Here is a 17,430-nt window from a genome sequence, read left to right as displayed (position 1 = left end):
ACCGCGGCACGCCGCGCCCGAAGGAGCCGCGCAGCCGCGGCGCCAGGCTCTCCAGCGTCGCCAGCGTGGGCGCCAGCCGCTCCAGCAGGCCGCTGCGGCCCACCAGTCTCTGCAACCCCGACCTCTGGTACGCCCACAGCGGGCCTCTGAGCAGCCGGAGCCTTCGCGGGTACGGGAAGAGCGCGAAGATCGCCGCCCGCAGGGCCCGGTCCTTCGCGCCGCGGTCGTGCCGGCGCTCGACCTGGGCGCGGGTGTCCTCGATCAGCCGGTCGTAGCGCACCCCGGACGGGCAGGCGGTCACGCACGCCATGCAGCCGAGACACCGGTCGAAGTGGGTGACCATCGAGTCGCTGAGCGGCTCGCCGTCGAGGCCCTGCCCGATCAGGTGGATGCGGCCGCGCGGCGAGTCCATCTCCTCGCCCCACAGCACGTAGGTGGGGCAGGTGGTCAGGCAGAACCCGCAGTGCACGCAGTCCGACACGAGTTCCCGGCGCGGCGGGTGGTCGCTGTCGAAGGCGGGCCCGCCGTGCGGCCCGCCGGTCTGCTCGGCGGCGCGCAACGCGTCCGGCGGGGGATCGCCGGTTCCGTGTGTGGCGTCGACGTCGGTCATCAGATGCCTCCCACGAAGCGGCCGGGTGCGAAGCGGTGGTCGGGGTCGAACTGGTCCTTGACCCGGCGCATCAGCGCGAGGCCGGGCACCGGTCCCCACATGTCGAGGGTGTCGCGGACGCTGTCCGGGGCGGTCAGCACCACGGTGTGGCCGCCGGCCCGGATCGTGGCCGCCCGCACCAGCTCCACCCGGCTGTGCGGGTCGCAGCCCTCCGCCGGGAAGCCGGCGTAGAGCACGCCGGCGCCGGCCGAGCCGGTGACCGTGGCGCCCGCGCCGACCGCGGTGGCGACCAGCGCCGGCACCTGGGAGAGGACGCCGGTGAGTTTGACCGTGACGTCGCCGGGTGGCGGGACACCCCACCAGGGCGGCGGCTCGTCGGTGATCTCGCCGCCGTCGAGCAGGCGGGCGACCGTCTCGGCCCGGTCGCGGACCCCGGCCGCGGTGCCCTCCAGCAGGACGGCGATCTCGGGGTCGGCGCCGGGGGCCGCGTGCACCTCGACGGCGGTGGCGGCGAGCTGGGCGGTGAGGATCCTTGCCACGTGGCCGGGGGTGGCGCTCGCCCGTACGAAAGCGGTGGCGGCCGGGACCGGATGCAGCCGGAAGACACACTCGGTGATCAGCCCGAGGGTTCCGAAGGAACCGGTGTAGAGCTTGCCCAGGTCGTAACCGGCGACGTTCTTGACCACCTTGCCGCCGGCCCGCGCGATCTCACCGTCGGGCCGGACCACGGTGATGCCGATCAGCAGGTCGCGGGCCGTGCCGTAGCGCAACCGGCGGGGACCGCTCGCGTTCGCCGCGACCGTGCCGCCGGCTGTCGCGCCGGCCGGCGCGTCCAGCGCGAGCTGCTGTCCGGGCAGGCGGTGCAGCTCGGCCATCGGGGTGCCGGCCCGGACCACCGCGATCAGGTCGCCGGCGGCGTGCTCGACCACGCCGGCCAGCCGCCGGGTGTCGATGATCAGGTCGAGTTCGCGCGGTGGCGGGCCCTGCTGCAGCTTGGTGCCGCCGCCGCGGACCACCACGCTCAGATCCCGCGCGGCGGCGACCAGCGCGGCCGCCTCGCCGGTGGACGCCGGGGCGGCGACCAGCCGGGCCGGCACGCCGCCGACCACGTCGTCGTCGCCCGCTTTGACGGCGAGGTCGTCCAGCGCCGACATCAGAAGACCTCCGCACCCTGGTGTTCGAAGGCGCCCTGCCGGCGCCCCGGGCGCTCCCCGCACAGCCGTGGGGTGGGGAACACCTTGCCCGGGTTGGCCAGGCCGTCCGGGTCGAACGCGCACCGGACCAGCTGCATCGTGTCCAGGTCAGTGTCGGAGAACATGCGCGGCATGTAGCGGGCCTTGTCGACGCCGACCCCGTGCTCGCCGGTGATCGACCCGCCGTGCTCGATGCAGAGGTCGAGGATCGCGCCGGAGACCGTCTCGGCGCGCTCGGTCTCGCCGGGCACCCCGGCGTCGAAGAGGACGAGCGGGTGCAGGTTGCCGTCGCCGGCGTGGAAGACGTTGGCCACCCGGACGCCGTGCTCCTCGGCCACCTCGTTGATCCGGCGCAGCACCTCGGGCAGCGCGGTCCGTGGGATCACCCCGTCCTGCACGATGTAGTCCGGGCTGATCCGGCCGACCGCGGCGAACGCCGACTTGCGGCCCCGCCAGATCAGGGCGCGTTCGGCGTCGTCGGCGGCGACCCGCGTCTCGAACGCGCCGGCCTCGTCGCAGAGCCGGGTCACCTCGGCGAACTGCGCCTCCACCTCGGCGGCCGGACCGTCCAGCTCGACGATCAGCACGGCGCCGGCGCCGGCCGGATAGCCGCAGCGCACCGCGGCCTCGGCGGCCTCGATGGAGAGCACGTCCATCATCTCGATCGCGGCGGGCACCACCCCGGCCGCGATGATCGCCGAGGTGGCGGCGCCGGCCTGGTCGGTGGAGGCGAAGGCGGCCAGCAGGGTCCGGACCGTCTCGGGCAGCCGGGTCAGGCGCACGGTCACCTCGGTGGCGATCCCGAGGGTGCCCTCCGAGCCGACGAACGCGCCGAGCAGGTCGTAGCCGGGGGTGTCCGGGGCGGCGCCGCCGAGCTGCGTCTGCTCGCCGTCGGGGGTGACCACCCGCAGGCCGGTCACGTGGTTGGTGGTGAAGCCGTATTTCAGGCAGTGGGCGCCGCCGGAGTTCTCCGCCACGTTGCCGCCGATCGAGCAGATCTGCTGGCTGGAGGGGTCGGGCGCGTAGTAGTAGCCGAACGGGGTGGCGGCCTGGGTGACCTGCAGGTTGATCACGCCGGGCTGGACGACGGCCCGTTCGTCCTCGGGGCGCATCTCGACGATGTCGCGCAGCTGCGAGGTCACGATCAGCACCCCGTCGGCGTGTGGCAGGGCGCCGCCGGAGAGGCCGGTGCCGGAGCCGCGGGCCACGAACGGCACCCCGGCGCCGGCGCAGGCGCGCACCACCGCGGCGACCTGATCGGCGGTGTGCGGCAGGACCACGAGGGCGGGGATGACCTTGTAGTGGGCGAGGCCGTCACACTCGTACGTCCGTAGCTGCTGCCGGTCGGTGAGCACCTGCTCCGGGGCCAGCTCGGCCCGGAGCCGGCCGGCCAGCGCATCGATAGGGTTCATCGCGCACCTCCTCGGCGTCGTCGCCTACCGTCACGCTATCGGTGATCGACGCCGGGCGCGACGGGTGCGCAACGCGCCGGGTGGCCCTGGCGTCACGGGGAGTCGATGCTGCGTACGGGCTTTCGCCGTTCGCGTCGCCGTCTGTCAAGATGGCCCGATGTTCGTGACCGCCAGGACCCTTCGAGCCGCCCTGACCGCCGCCTGCGCCGTGGTGGTGGGATTGGCCGCCGGGTGCTCCTCGGACGATCCGGACCCGGCGCCGGACGCCGGGCTGATCGGCGTGACCACCATGCGCGGCGCGTTCCTGCAGGCCGCCGAGATCGGTCCGACCTGGAGCGCGCCGCAGCAGAGCGCCGACCCGCAGCAGCTGGTCAGCTTCTGCGGCGGGACCAGCGCGCCGCCGCAGGTGCCGCCGGGCGCCGAGCTGGTGTCGGCGTCGTTCGCCGACGAGGGCACCAAGGGCGCGCAGACACTGCACCAGACCGCCCTGGTCTATCCGGACGAGGCTGCCGCCCAGGCCGGGCAGGCGCTGCTGCGCGCGGTCGCCGACAAGTGCCAGAAATCGGTCTCGGTGCCGGCGACCGTCACCGCGGACCGCAACGAGCCGGCGTACACCGAGACCGTCGAGGTGCGGCCGCTCGACGAGGGCGGCTGGTCCGGTTTCGTGATCGTGCGCCACAAGCTCTACGAGGCTGCGCACCCCGGCACCGCCGACACCGCGGTCGCCGTGCTGACCAGCCGCAACGTGGTGCTCGTCGACACCTACGCGATCTACCGGCTGAACAACGCGAGCGCGTCGCCCGGCTTCGAGAACGACTGGCAGCGGCTGGTCGGCTCGGTCGTCCAGCGGGTGGGATAGACAGCCGGACGAGCTTGGTCTATTGTTCGCTCTGCGCCGTTGCGAGTTCTTCCCCCGTGGAATTCGCAGCGGCGCCCTTCTTTCTCCGCCGCCGTCGCGGCGCCCCGGCCGGCATCCCCCGACCGTCCGATGCGGACTCGGCCGTCCCGGTGAGGTTTCTTGAGCGGCGTTCGCCCCACGTCTTAGGCTTTGCCCGGCTCATCGGCCTCGGATTCCGAGCTGCCTGCATCGGGGGATGTGCATCGGCGCGGCCGCTGCCCATGGCGCCGGCGAGGCGAGCCGGGGGTCCGGCAGGCCTGAGGCAAGCCGGACCGGCTCTCCCCCTCTTCTCCTTCCCCGCGCGGCCCTCGATGGTCCGACTGTTCAGCATCTGAGCAGCCGCTGCTGCGCGGAACTGCGCGCAGAGAGCGCGAACTGAACAGGGTCTTCCGTGTGGGTGTGTAAAACCCCACCGGGCTGTTAACTATTCACCTCAGTCGTGCTTAGCCTTACGAATCCCGGGGCAGAGAACCAATTCGGCCGCGGATTCTTAACCGGAGGTGTGTGGGGCATGAAGTTCGTCTACGACTTCCACGAGGGAAACAAGGACCTCAAAGATCTGCTGGGTGGCAAGGGCGCCAATCTCGCGGAGATGACGAACCTGGGCCTGCCAGTGCCTGCCGGATTCACCATCACGACCGAGGCGTGCCAGCAATACCTGCAGAAGGGCACGCACGTCGAAGGATTGGCATCCGAGATCGACGAGCACCTTGCCTCGCTGGAACAGGCCATGGGACGCCGGCTCGGCGACCCGTCGGATCCGTTGCTCGTATCGGTCCGCTCCGGTGCCAAGTTCTCCATGCCCGGCATGATGGAGACGGTTCTCAACGTCGGGCTCAACGACGAATCCGTGGCCGGGCTCTCCCGCCAGGCCGGCGGCAACGACCGGTTCGCCTGGGACTCGTACCGGCGCCTCATCCAGATGTTCGGCAAGACCGTGTGCGACGTGCCGGGCGAGGAGTTCGAGCAGGCGCTGCACGACGCGAAACAGAGCAAGGGCGTCAAGGACGACGTGCAGCTCGACGCCGAGGACCTTCGCGGGCTGGTCACCGCCTACAAGAAGGTGTTCGTCAAGCACACCGGCCACGAGTTCCCGCAGGACCCGCGCGAGCAGCTGGACCAGGCCATCAAGGCGGTCTTCCGGTCGTGGAACGCCGACCGTGCCGTCCTCTACCGCCGGCAGGAGCGCATCCCGGCCGACCTGGGCACCGCGGTCAACGTGGTCGCGATGGTCTTCGGCAACCTCGGCTCCGACTCCGGCACCGGCGTCGCCTTCACCCGCGACCCGGCCAGCGGCGAGCAGGGCATCTACGGCGACTACCTGGCCAACGCCCAGGGCGAGGACGTGGTCGCCGGCATCCGCAACACGCTGTCGCTGACCGAGCTGGAACGGCTCGACAAGAAGTCGTACGACGAACTGCTGCAGATCATGGCCACCCTCGAGGGCCACTACCGCGACCTGTGCGACATCGAGTTCACCATCGAACGCGGCAAGCTGTGGATGCTGCAGACCCGGGTCGGCAAGCGCACCGCGGCCGCCGCCTTCACCATCGCCGCCCAGCTCGTCGACGAGGGCGTGATCGACCTCGACGAGGCGCTCACCCGGGTCAGCGGCGCCCAGCTCGCCCAGCTGATGTTCCCCCGCTTCGACCTGTCCGGCGACCCGTCGTCCATCACCCGGGGGATCGGGGCGTCGCCCGGCGCCGCGTACGGCGAAGTCGTCTTCACCGCCCAGCGGGCGGTGGAGCTGGCCGGCGAGGGCAAGCAGGTGATCCTGGTCCGCCGCGAGACCAACCCGGACGACCTGCCCGGCATGATCGCCGCGCAGGGCATCCTGACCAGCCGCGGCGGCAAGACCTCGCACGCCGCGGTGGTCGCCCGCGGCATGGGCAAGACCTGCGTCTGCGGCGCCGACGAGATCGAGGTCGGCCCCTCCTCGTTCACGGTGGGCAGCACGGTGGTGAACGAGGGCGACGTCGTCTCCATCGATGGCACCACCGGCCGGGTCTACCTCGGCGAGGTGCCGGTGCGGCCCAGCGAGGTGGTGCAGTACTTCGAGGGCGACCTCGACCCGGCCCAGGCCAACGACCCGCTGGTCGCCGCCGTGCACCGGATCATCACGCACGCCGACGAGAAGCGCCGGCTCAAGGTGCGCACCAACGCCGACACCGCGGCCGACGCGGCCCGCGCCCGGCGCTTCGGCGCGCAGGGCATCGGCCTGTGCCGCACCGAGCACATGTTCCTCGGCGACCGGCGTGAGCTGGTGGAACGCCTCATCCTGGCGCGCACCGACCGGGAACGCGACGACGCCCTGGCCGCGTTGCAGCCGCTGCAGCGGGCCGACTTCCTGGAACTGTTCCGGGAGATGAACGGCCTGCCGGTCACCGTGCGGCTGATCGACCCGCCGCTGCACGAGTTCCTGCCGTCGCTGGAGGAGCTGGCGGTGCGGGTGGCGGTCCAGCACGAGCACGGGCAGCACGTCGAGCACGACGAGCAGCTGCTCGCGGCGGTCCGGCGCATGCACGAGCAGAACCCGATGCTGGGGCTGCGCGGCGTACGCCTCGGCCTGGTCATTCCCGGTCTCTTCGCGATGCAGGTGCGGGCCATCGCGGAAGCCGCGGTCGCGCTCGCCGCCGAAGGCGGCACGCCACGACCGGAGATCATGGTTCCGCTGGTCGGTGCCGTGCAGGAGCTGGAGACGGTACGGGCGGAAGCCGAGCGGATCATCGCGGCGACGGTGGCGGACTCGGGTGTCGAGATCCTGATCGGCACGATGATCGAGGTGCCGCGGGCGGCGCTGACCGCCGGGCAGATCGCCGAGGCGGCCGAGTTCTTCTCGTTCGGCACCAACGACCTGACGCAGATGGGCTGGGGCTTCTCCCGCGACGACGTCGAGGGCGCGTTCTTCTGGCGCTACCTGGAGCTGGGCATCTTCGGCATCTCGCCGTTCGAGTCGATCGACACCGACGGCGTCGGGCGGCTCGTGAAGATCGCGGCCGAGGAGGGGCGGGCGGCGCGGCCCGGGCTCAAGCTCGGGGTGTGCGGTGAGCACGGCGGTGACCCGGACTCGGTGCACTTCTTCCACCAGGTGGGGCTGGACTACGTGTCGTGCTCGCCGTTCCGGGTGCCGATCGCCCGGCTGGAAGCGGGCCGGGCGGCGGTGACGTCGGAAGGGTCGGACCACCGGTAAGAGGTGGGGCGGGCGGCTCGGCGGCCTCCCAGCGGTCATCACGCGGCCGTGTTCGGGCCGTTCGGGCCGCCCGCTCCAGCTTCTTTTCAGGCCGCCGTGCCGTTGCGGAACGTTCCGTCGATCACCGCCGGGCGGTCGTCGCCGGTCGGCGCGCAGCAGTCGACCGCGCGCACGACCGCGGCGTGCAGGGCGTGACCGATGCGCGGGCCGGCTGCGGCGAGCAGCTCGGGGGCGGCGTGTTCCAGGATCGCCGCGGCCACCGGCCAGCGCTGCGACGCCGCGTCGCTGAGGAACCGCAACGCCCGCGGCGGATCGTGCCGGAACAGCAGAACGGACAACTCGGGCAGCAGGTCGTCACGGGCGGCCGGTGACATCCGGGGCAGCCGCGGCAGCAGGTCGGCCAGCAGCGCGCGCGGGTCGCCGTACCCCGCTTCGGCGAGAATGAGCAGCGCCTCGTCGCTGCGGCCGGCGGCCGCAGCCAGCACCTGCCCGGCCAGGGCGGCCACCACCGGGCTGCCGGCGTTGCGGCGCACGATCTCCGCGTACGCCGCCAGCCGCTCCGGATCGAGCGAACCGGCCCGCACCGGCTCGCCGGGCCCGGCGCCGGGCAGTGCGGAGCGCCGGGTACGCGCCGTGAGCCGCGCGTGCAACCGATAGACCGGGTCCTCGACGCTCAGCTCGGCGCCGCCCAGCATCTGCTCGTTCGCCGACACCGTCGCGGTCACCACCGCGCCGAGCACCGGGTCGGGCAGCGCGCCGGGCGACTGCCGCCGCAGGCTCTCGTGCACCTGGGCCGCCGCCGGGTCCGGCCGCCGCCCGGCCAGACGCTGCGCGGTGTAACGGTGGGAGGAGTCGCAGCCGAACGTCAACTGGAACACCATGCCCAGCGCGGGCAGGTCGGTGAGCAGCGCCGCTCCCAGATCCGGCTGGTAGGGCAGGACACCGATCGCGGTGTCGAACCGGGCCCGGTAGTCGGGGCGCAGATAGGCGAGGTGGCTGCGGTCCAGCTCGGGCCCGCCGGAATGCCAGTGGCCGCGGGGCATCCGGACGATCAGATTGCGCAGTCGCCGCCAGGCGTGCGCCTCACCGTCCAGGTCGCGGTCCCGGATCGCGGCGGCGACGAGGGCAGCCTGCGCGACCGCGGCCTCACCCCGATCCTCGATGGCGGCCGCGAGCTCGGCGGCGGCGACCCGTGCTGCCAGCCCGGGGTCGGCGCTCTCCTCGCCGGCCGCGGCGAGGCCCGTGCCCCGCAAGCCGATGACGCGGTCTGCCGCGCGGGTCCGCTGCCTCGGCACGGCCGGGATGCCATCCGGCCCGCTGGTCCCTTCCCGGCCGACCCTTGCCGCGGCCGGTCCGGCGCTTGTTCCTCCGCGGCCGACGGACGCCTCGGCGGGTGCGGTGGCTGTGGTGGCCGGTTCGGAGCTTGCTTCTTCGCGGGCGGTGGGCGTGGTGGCCGGAATGGAGCTCGTTCCTGTGCCGGCGGTGGACGGTGCGGTGGTTGTCCTGGCCGGGTCAATGGGCTGCGGGTGGCTCGGGAGTGTCGGCCGGGCGGGGTCGCTGGACAGCTCGGTCGCGTAGACGCGCAGGACCCGGGCCAGCGAATGCGGGCTGCCCGGCGAGGACGGGCCCGGTGACAGCGCCCGCAGCACCTCGGCCGGATCGGTGTAGAGGCGGCGGCGGAGCCGGTCGGCCCAGCGCAACCGCACGTCGCGCAGGAACGGCTGGTGGCCCGCCGCGGACCTGGTGTCGGCAGGACCGAACGGCAGACCGGCCTCGGCATCCCGCAGCGGCAGCTGCTGGCCGGCCCGCACCAGCAACTCGGCGAGAAGCCCGGACGCGAGCGCGGAACGCCCCTCGTCGAGATGCTGGTGCCCGAGCGCGGCGAGCAGGTCGGCCCGCTCCGGCGCCGGCGCACCCCGGGCCAGAGCGGCAGCACGCTCCGGATCCCGGCCGGCCAGGACCGTGATCAACCCAGGGGCGGTCGCGCGACCGGCCTCCACCTCGGCGGCGACCTCGTCCAGCACCTCGGCGGCCCGGCGCGGGTCGAGCGGTTCCAGGGCCTCGGCGATTCGCAGCCGCTCCTCCGGGCCCGGTGATTCGGCCAGCCGGACCGTCAAGGCCAGCCGGGCCTCGTCCGGGCGTCCCAGCCGGAGCAGGGCGCGGGCCTGCTCCGGCACGACCCGCCCGCATCGGCTCAGCAATGTCGCCGCCAGCGACTCGTCGACCCCGGCCAGCAGAACCGCGGCCCCGGCCAGCGCCCGGGCGTCCGAGCGGCTGCGTTCCGCGTCGAGCAGGACCGCCTCGCGGCGCAGCGCCGGCAGGTAACGCCCGGCCCCCGCCGGATCCAGCTCGGCGAGGCGGGCCAGAGCGATCACCCGGTCCCGGCCGTCGAGCAGCTCCAAACCGGACTGGGCGTGCAACAGCAGCACCCCGCGATCCGCCGGGAAGCCGCTTGCGACGGCGTCCAGGCAGGCTGCGGTGCGCCCGGCCGCCATCCGGGCGAACAGGGCCGGGTCGCCGGCGGCACGGTACACCGGATCCGGCGGCACCTCCGGCCCCGCCCGATCCCACAGCTCCAGGGCACGGGGCAGGTCGTAGCGGGCCAGCACCACCGCCGCCTCCCGGCAAGCGCCGCTGTCGCCGAGCGCGGTCGCCTGCTCCACCACCATCTCGGCCAGGTCGCAGCGGTCGGCGTGCCGGGCCACCTCGGCGAGCGCGGTGATCCGCCGGGCCGAGGGCGGCATCGCCCAGGCGTGCTCCCACGCCTCAGCGGCGCGGCCGAGCCGGGCGGCCAAGCCGAGAACGGCGGGGGAGAGGTGGCTGCCGGCCGCGCGCGCGAGTTCGCCACGGACCACCGAAAGGAACAGCACCGCCGGGAGAGCGGAGACCGCTTCCTCCTCCTTCTCACCGAGGGTGTCTTCCAGTGCGAGTTCGACGACGCGGGCGAAGAAGAGGTCGTGACCGAACCGCGCCCGGACCGCCCGGCGCAGCCCGGCGCGGACCAGCGACGTCAGCCGCCGCGCCTCGCCGGCCGCGACCAGATGGTCAGCGAGGTGCACCAGCTCGTAGTCGCCGGCGGCCGGCCAATCCACGTCCGCAGGCTCTCGGCCGATGCCGCCTCCGCCGTCACCGGCGCTGCCAGCCGTGGTGCGGGCGCCGAGGCAGGAGCGGGTCAGGCGGCGATGCCACTCGACCGGATCGACCGCCCACTGCGGATGGCTCGCGTGTGTCTCCGGTGTGGTGAGGAAATCGCCGATCGCGTCGTGGAACAGCAGGAATCGATCGGCGCTCTCCCGCAGCAGAGGGTGGAGCCGGCGCAGCGCGTCACGCACCTCGGCGGGGCTGATCGGCAGGCCGGAGAGCCGCACGATGTCCGCGGCGGAAAGTGGGGCGCGGGCCACGGTCAGCAGGCCGAGAACCGCCTGCTCAACCGTTGGCGAGCGATTGGCTTGCGGGTCCCGGCCGGCACTCGGCCCTCGAGACGTGCCTCGGCCGTCGGCGGCATCAGGCGCTCGGGCGCGGTCGAGCACCAGCGTGAGGAGGGCGGGCAGACCCCGGGGCGGATCCGGCGCCGTCGCGCGAGAGCGGGCGTACTGGGCGACGTACAGGAAATTGCCCTCCGCCTGGTCGGCGACCCGCTGGGCGAGTGACCGGGGGAGGGTGCTTTCCGCGTACCCCATCAGGTCTTTGTGGGCCTCGCGCGCGCCTGCCGCAATGACCACCTCGGCGAGGTCTCCCCGTGCCGGGCGCGCGTGATGTGGCTGCGTGGCCAGGACGAAACGCACGTTGGCCGGCAGGGCCGGCGTGCCGGTGAGCCATGCGGCGAGCCGCCCGGAAGGCTCGCCGGTGAGATCGGCCAGGATCACGATCGCGGCCTCCGGGTCGGCGGCCGCCAGCCGCGCCGCCGGCGCGGTCAACGCAAGATCAAGAAGAGCATCGGGTACGAGGATGCGCGCATCGAGGTACGGCCGTCCGGCGGCCACCCCGGCATGAGCTGCCCGGTCGAAGGGGGAGGAGCCGGCCGGATCGAACAGGTGAGGGCGGGTGCGGGCCAGCTGGTAGCCGATGGCCAGCAGGAAGCCGGCCGGGTCGGCGCGGGTCAGCGCGGTGAGGGTGTCGCGGGTCGCGGAGAAGTGCAGCCAGTCGGGGTGGGCCCGGGACAGGGCGGCGAGAAGGGTGGTGCGGCCGGAGCCCGGCTCGCCGGTCAGCAGCGTCCAGGGGGAGGTCGCCACGGAATGCTCGACGGCGGCGGTCAGCCTGCGCCGCTCGACGAGATGATCCCCGGTCGCCCCCATGCGCATCCCCAACCTGTCCGGTGTCACCGGTGTGTGCTGGTGGCCTCGCCCTGTGTCGTCGCGAATGCTACCGGCGTCGTGCCACCGTGGGTGGTCCCGCGGAACCCGACCGGGTAGACCCCGGGGAACCCGGTGAAAAGTGTCGGTGGGTGGGACTAGCGTCCGGGGGTGTAGTCGTCCAACGGCGAGGGAGCTGTCATGACGTACCGGCTCAACCCCTACCTGACGTTCAACGGCAACGCGCGCGAGGCGATGGAGTTCTACCGTTCGGTCCTCGGCGGGGATCTTTCGATCATGACGTTCGGCGAGGTCGGCACACCCGACCCAGGCCTGCAGGACAAGGTGATGCACGCCCAGCTCACCGCGGCCGGCGGCAACACGTTGATGGGGGCGGACTGCCCACCCGGCATGGATTTCCAGCCCGGCAACACGATGACGGTGTGCCTCAGCGGTGACACCGGTGACGGTCTCCACGAGCTGTGGCAGAAACTCGCCGAGGGGGCGACGGTCACGGTGCCGCTGGAGAAGCAGATGTGGGGTGACGAGTTCGGCCAGATGGTCGACCGTTACGGCGTGCAGTGGATGGTGAACATCGGCCAGCCTCAGTGACGTGATGGGAGGTTCCGGGTTGGGCTGAGCGCGCGGGTGCCGGGCGTTCGCTGCTGCCCTGAAGCCGGCCGCATGGCTCGGCGGGCCGCTCGCCGGTTCGAGCGGGCCCTGGGGTGAGTGCATGCGCGCGTGGTCGGGCCGGTGGTCTGTGTCAGCTCTCGCGTTTGCGCCGGCGCTTCCGTCTTGCCTGCGCTTGTTTGCGCTGCGTGCTTGCGTGTCGGTGCCGGCTGGGTGCTTGCGCGTTGTCCGCTGCCGGTCGAAGATTTCTTTCTTGGCGGCTCCCTGCAGGTCGTGGTTTTGCCGTTCTCTTATTAGTTCTTGGCGCTTGGATGGTCACTGCTGAATGTGTGGCATAACCCCTGGCGGGTCTTTCTCAAGTCGGTGCACTTCCTGGCTGCGCTCTGCTCGGCCCGGGTCATTCGGTCGTTCCTCTATGTCCAATCCATAATGGCTTGAAGGCGGAGGAGCGGCATTTGCGGGGCATTTGCCGGATCTGTTCCGTATCGAGGTCTGACCTGCTCTTCCCCTTTTGCGGAGTTTGTCAGCGGAGTATCGAGTTCTTGGCGGAGCACGCTTGCCGCGCTCGGCGTCGCGTCTCGATGTCACGGTGGGTGACGGCTGTGGCACGGGACGGGGCCGTGTCGTCGTTCCGACAGGTGTTTCCCGCCCGTGTTGCCGAGCGTCCTTAGTGATCGTTAGAGATTGCGAATATTGCCTGCTCAGGACCATTGTCTGGACGAGTTGCCGCTCGGTGTAAATCGGATGCAATCGCCGATCATGGACAGTGGCACTGCTGTGGCGGCGGACACGTAATGCATTCCTTGGGGTCACAGCGTGATCACCCCCGCGCCTAGAATCTTGCTGAATCAAGCATCAGGCGAGCCGGGGGGCTCGTGCGCCGCTGCGCGGCCGCGATGGTGCCGAGGGGGAGGGCAACGTGACGGTCGACCGGCCGGTCCGTGAGTGGAACGGCCTGATCATTCCAGATCCGGGCGTTTACACATTGGATGAAGCTCACAAGCGCATCGGATTTCTGGCGCAACATATGATGGTCAGTCCGATCCGGGGGGAGTTCGCCAAGGGCACCGCCACGATCTCGGTGGCGCCTGATCCGTTGCAGTCGTCGATCACCGCGACGATTCGCGCGGACAGCATCAACACCCACAATCCGGATCGGGACGCGCATCTGTCCAGCCCGGACTTTCTCGACGTCAGCCGCTATCCCACGCTCGAATACCGCAGCACGGGCATCGTCTGGGAAGCCGACAACGATCCGATCTTCCACTGGGCCCGGCTGCGCAACAACCCGCTGGGCCGCCGCGGAACGATCGCCGACCTGCCGCCGGCCGCCACCCGGGCGTCCGGCCGGTTCGTGATCAAGGGTCTGCTGACGGTCAAGGACGTGACGCGGCCCATCGACATGCACATGGAGTTCGGCGGTGCCCGGCGTGACCCGTACGAGAGGGAGATCTTCGGATTCAGCGCCACCGCCGAGTTGGACCGCGAGGACTACGGCCTGGTCTGGAACGTCCTGCTGGAAAGCGGCGGCGTCCTGGTGGGCAAGAAGGTCCGCATCGAGATCGCCGGCGAGGCGATCCGCGAATCCTGACGCGATCGGCCCGGCGCTGCCCGCTCAGGCAGTCGCCGGGCCGGCGCCATCCTGACCAGAGTCACTGGCTAGCGCTGTCCCGGCTGGTGCCGCCCCGGCTGGTGCTGTCCCGGCCAGCTCATCCCGCTCGGCTGGCACTGACGAACGCAATGACCGGCGGATTCGGTCCGTAGGCGCCAGCCGAGCTTGCCTCGCTGGCGGCCTGGGCGTTTCGGCGGCCGGGGATAGGCGCGTGGGTGCCAGCCAGGCCTGCGGGGCCGTCGCTCAGGCGACTCTAGCGGTGGGCTGGGTGCGGCGGGGGCGCCAGCTGGGCGTGACGGGCTGACGGCATGGGGCATCGGGGCTCCGGAGGACGACGACTGGTCAATGCCCAGCCCTCGACATCGGCTTGATCCGCATGGCGGCTGGCCTTCACGAGCGAGCGGCGGGCGGGCTGCAGCTTTGCGGAATGAAGTATTCCGTTCCGGCGGCGAGCGTGTTACTGTGAAGCGGAACGAAGCATTCCGTTCCAGAGCGGCTGACACGAACGAGGAGTTCGGTGATGAGCGAGATTCGTCCCTTCCGTATCGAGATCTCTGAGGCCGACCTACAGGACCTGCGGGACCGGCTGCACCGCACCCGCTGGACGCCGGAGATCCCGGGGCAGGGCTGGCGCCGTGGTGTCCCGGTGGACTACCTGCGCGGGCTGGCCACCTACTGGGCGGACGAGTTCGACTGGCGCGCCGCGGAGGCTCGGATCAACGAGCTGCCGCAGTTCCTCACCGAGGTGGACGGGCAGACGCTGCACTTCGCGCACGTGCGGTCGGCGAACCCGGACGCCGTGCCGCTGCTGATCACGCACGACTGGCCGGCGTCGTTCGTGCTCTACCTGCCGGTGGTCGAGGAGCTGAGCGCGGACTTCCACCTGGTGCTGATGAGCACCCCGGGCGTCGGCTACTCCGGGCCGCTCACCTCGGAAGGCTGGAACACCACGCGGATCGCTGCGGCGTTCCACGAGGTCATGGCCCGGCTCGGGTACGAGCGGTACGGCGTCCAGGGCAACGGCGGGGGAGCGGCCACCGCCGTCGAGATGGGGCGGCAGGCGCCGGAGAAGGTGATCGGGGTGCACGTGAACGGGCACATCACCTTCCCGTCGGACGACCCTGCGGACTTCGCCGAGCTCACCGCGGCCGAGCAGGACCGGCTGCGGCGGCTGCAGGAGTTCCGCGACGACAAGATGGGGTTCAACGTCATCCAGTCGACCCGGCCGCAGACGCTGGCGTTCGGGCTGCACGACTCGCCGGCCGGGCAGCTCGCCTGGATCGTGGAGAAGTACCAGGAGTGGACCGACCCGTCGGCCACCCTGCCGGAGGACTCGGTGGGGCGGGACCTGCTGCTCACCAACGTCAGCCTGTACTGGTTCTCGGGAACGGCGGGCTCGTCGGCGAGCCTGTATTGGGAGATGACGCACGACCCGTCGGCCTGGGCGCCGAAGCCGAAGTCGACGGTGCCGCTCGGGGTGGCGCTCGGGGTCACCGACATCACCGTGCGGCGCTTCGCCGAGCGGGACGCCCCGGTCACCCACTGGACCGAGATGCCCGCGGGTGGGAACTTCCTCTCGGCCGAGCAGCCGAAACTCTTCAGCGACGACGTGCGGGGCTTCTTCCGTACGCTCAAGGGCTGATCGTGATCCGCCTCCCCCGTGAGGGGGAGGCGGAACCCTCGCCGGCGGGAACCGCCGGCGTCGCCGGGCTTGGAGCATCGAAGGTATGCAGAGATCTCGGGGTCTGACGTACGCGGTGCTCGGCTGGTCCGTGGCATACGGGGGCGTGCGTCTCGCCTGGACGGTGGGGGACGCGCCGGAGTTCGGGAGGTTCGAGTGGGACCTGCTGGGGTTCCACGGATGGTGGTCGGTGGCGTTGTGCCTGGCCGCCGGGGTGGTGGCGGTGCTGCTGGAGGCGGCCCGCACCTGGCAGCCGGTGCTCGCGGGCGTGGCCTGGGCCGTGGCCGCGGCGCTGACCGCGTCCGCCGGGATCCTGCTGCCCGAGCTGGTGGGTTTTCTGCTGTTCAGTCTGGGGCCGTACTTCGAGCCGGTGGCGTTCGCCAGCCGGCTCGTCTGCGTTTCCGGGGCGGTGCTGCTCGCCCTGGCGACCGCCCGGTATCAGCGGCGGACCCGGGGCGACTGCGCGGAATGCTGCCGGACCGGCCGGGCCGGGTGGCGGCGTGCCGGGCCGGCGCGGTGGGCGTGGTGGGCGGCGTATGCGGCGGTGGCCGGACTGGTCGCGCGGTTCGTGGCGCAGGCGGTGGTGGGGTTCGGCGGGCTCGAGCAGGACCCGTCGCTGATCGCCCTGGAGGTGGGGATGCTGCTGGCGGGGGTGTTGCTGCCGCTCGCGCTGGTGCACCGATGGGGTGAGAGGTGGCCGGGGTGGGTGCCGCTGCTCGCCGGGCGGGTCATTCCGCGCCGGCTGCTGCTGGTGCCGGGGTTCGGGCTCGGGGTGGGGATCGTGGCCTACTTCGGGATGGGGATGACGCAGGTGGCTTCCGGGTCGGTCAGTGAGTTCTCGGACGCGTTCCTGTGGAGTGCGATGTCGGCCTACTGCGTGCTGGGTCTGGGGTTGGTGGTGGCGTCCAGCGACTATCACCTGCGAACCCGGCGGGCTTGCGTGGCGTGCGGCCGGTAGCGGACCGGCCACCGCGGCGGCAAGCCGGTCAGCGGACCGCCCGGTGCAGGGCGGCCGCGCCACCCGCCAGGTTGCGCCAGGCCACCCGCCGCCAGCCCGCCGCGGCGAGCCGGGCGGCCAGTTCTTCCTGGCCGGGCCACGCCCGGATGGATTCGACCAGGTAGACGTAAGCTTCCGGGTTGCTGGCCACCCACCGGGCCAGCACCGGCATCGCGCGCAGCACCCCGGAGAGATAGACCGCGCGGAACACCGGGTTGACCGGCCGGCTGCACTCGCACACCACGAGCCGGCCGCCGGGCCGCGTCACCCGGGCGAACTCGCGCAGCGCCGCATCGACGTCGACCACGTTGCGCAGCGCGAACGAGATGGTCACCGCGTCGAAACTGGCGTCCGGGAACGGCAGTCGCAGGGCGTCGCCGGCCAGCAACGGCACGGCCTGGCCGGCGCGGCGCCCGGCCCGCAGCATCCCGACCGAAAGATCAACCCCGACGGCGTACGCCCCTGAGCGCGCCAGTTCCTCGGTGGAGACACCGGTGCCCGCGCCGACGTCGAGCACCCGTTCCCCGGGCCGCAGGCCCAGCGCCTGCCGGGTGAGCCGCCGCCAGCCCCGATCCCGCCCGAACGAGATGACCCGGTTGGTCACGTCGTACCGTTCGGCCACGCCGTCGAACATGGCGGCGATCTCGTGCGGTTGCTTGTCCAGGTGGGCGCGCGTCATGGTCCACCACTCTGCCACCCGGGGAGTGCGGGCGCCGTGCCTACCGATGGGGGAGCGCGGCGGTGGGCCACCGCGCCGCCCGCGTGCCGCCGCGGGTCGAGGGGTGGAGGTGCTGGGCTGCTGCAGCGGCGGGGGTGGGGCGGCGGTGGCTATGCCGGGCTGTTCCGACGGCAGCCCTGCGGCTGTGGCGGCGAGGGCCAGCGGTTGTTGCGGTGCCGGGCTGCTGCGGCGGTGGG

11 protein-coding genes are annotated in these 17,430 nt (G+C 72.2%); 6 read left to right on the top strand and 5 right to left on the bottom strand.

Going from position 1 to position 17,430, the window contains the following annotated elements; translation table 11 throughout:
* The 3 genes from AB0F81_RS44555 to AB0F81_RS44545 all read right to left on the bottom strand — a co-directional run.
* A partial coding sequence (locus AB0F81_RS44555; RefSeq protein WP_360209130.1) for a 4Fe-4S dicluster domain-containing protein occupies nt 1-610 on the bottom strand: 610 nt, incomplete at its 3' end.
* The gene (locus AB0F81_RS44550; RefSeq protein ID WP_360209127.1) at nt 610-1,764 is read right to left on the bottom strand and encodes an FAD-binding oxidoreductase; all 1,155 of its coding nucleotides are present in this window, start codon (nt 1,762-1,764) and stop codon (nt 610-612) included. The genes AB0F81_RS44550 and AB0F81_RS44555, both read right to left, overlap by 1 nt.
* On the bottom strand, nt 1,764-3,215 hold the full coding sequence (locus AB0F81_RS44545) for an FAD-linked oxidase C-terminal domain-containing protein (RefSeq protein WP_360209124.1): 1,452 nt from the start codon (nt 3,213-3,215) through the stop codon (nt 1,764-1,766). Before AB0F81_RS44545 ends, AB0F81_RS44550 begins: the two co-directional genes overlap by 1 nt.
* 157 nt (nt 3,216-3,372) lie before the next feature.
* Between AB0F81_RS44545 and AB0F81_RS44540 the strand changes: the two genes are divergently transcribed.
* Together AB0F81_RS44540 and ppdK are read left to right on the top strand one after the other, a co-directional pair.
* Entirely contained in the window at nt 3,373-4,074 is a 702-nt protein-coding gene (locus AB0F81_RS44540) for a hypothetical protein (protein ID WP_360209122.1), read from the top strand.
* A 550-nt stretch (nt 4,075-4,624) separates the two neighbouring features.
* A complete protein-coding gene (gene ppdK, locus AB0F81_RS44535; RefSeq protein WP_360209119.1) occupies nt 4,625-7,303 on the top strand; it encodes a pyruvate, phosphate dikinase in 2,679 nt (892 codons plus the stop codon).
* An 86-nt stretch (nt 7,304-7,389) separates the two neighbouring features.
* Here ppdK and AB0F81_RS44530 read toward each other — a convergent pair whose 3' ends face one another.
* Entirely contained in the window at nt 7,390-11,598 is a 4,209-nt protein-coding gene (locus AB0F81_RS44530) for a hypothetical protein (protein ID WP_360209116.1), read from the bottom strand.
* A 198-nt stretch (nt 11,599-11,796) separates the two neighbouring features.
* On the opposite strand from AB0F81_RS44530, the gene AB0F81_RS44525 reads away from it, so the two are divergent.
* From AB0F81_RS44525 to AB0F81_RS44510, 4 genes are all read left to right on the top strand, one after another.
* Nucleotides 11,797-12,207 carry a VOC family protein gene (locus tag AB0F81_RS44525; protein ID WP_360209114.1) on the top strand — a complete coding sequence of 137 codons (411 nt, stop codon included), beginning with the start codon at nt 11,797-11,799 and terminating at the stop codon, nt 12,205-12,207.
* A 937-nt stretch (nt 12,208-13,144) separates the two neighbouring features.
* A complete protein-coding gene (locus AB0F81_RS44520; RefSeq protein ID WP_360209112.1) occupies nt 13,145-13,816 on the top strand; it encodes a YceI family protein in 672 nt (223 codons plus the stop codon).
* 541 nt (nt 13,817-14,357) lie between these two features.
* On the top strand, nt 14,358-15,479 hold the full coding sequence (locus AB0F81_RS44515; RefSeq protein ID WP_360209109.1) for an epoxide hydrolase: 1,122 nt from the start codon (nt 14,358-14,360) through the stop codon (nt 15,477-15,479).
* Between the two features lie 85 nt (nt 15,480-15,564).
* Nucleotides 15,565-16,476 carry a hypothetical protein gene (locus AB0F81_RS44510; protein ID WP_360209107.1) on the top strand — a complete coding sequence of 304 codons (912 nt, stop codon included), beginning with the start codon at nt 15,565-15,567 and terminating at the stop codon, nt 16,474-16,476.
* A gap of 28 nt (nt 16,477-16,504) precedes the next feature.
* Here the strand turns inward: AB0F81_RS44510 and AB0F81_RS44505 are convergent, their stop codons facing one another.
* On the bottom strand, nt 16,505-17,194 hold the full coding sequence (locus tag AB0F81_RS44505) for a demethylmenaquinone methyltransferase (protein WP_360209105.1): 690 nt from the start codon (nt 17,192-17,194) through the stop codon (nt 16,505-16,507).
* Nucleotides 17,195-17,430 lie beyond the last annotated feature (236 nt).

The organism is Actinoplanes sp. NPDC024001 (assembly GCF_040638955.1).
Taxonomy (GTDB): domain Bacteria; phylum Actinomycetota; class Actinomycetes; order Mycobacteriales; family Micromonosporaceae; genus Actinoplanes.
Note: the sequence above shows the minus strand (reverse complement) of the source record. Positions and strands in the feature narration are given on the sequence as shown.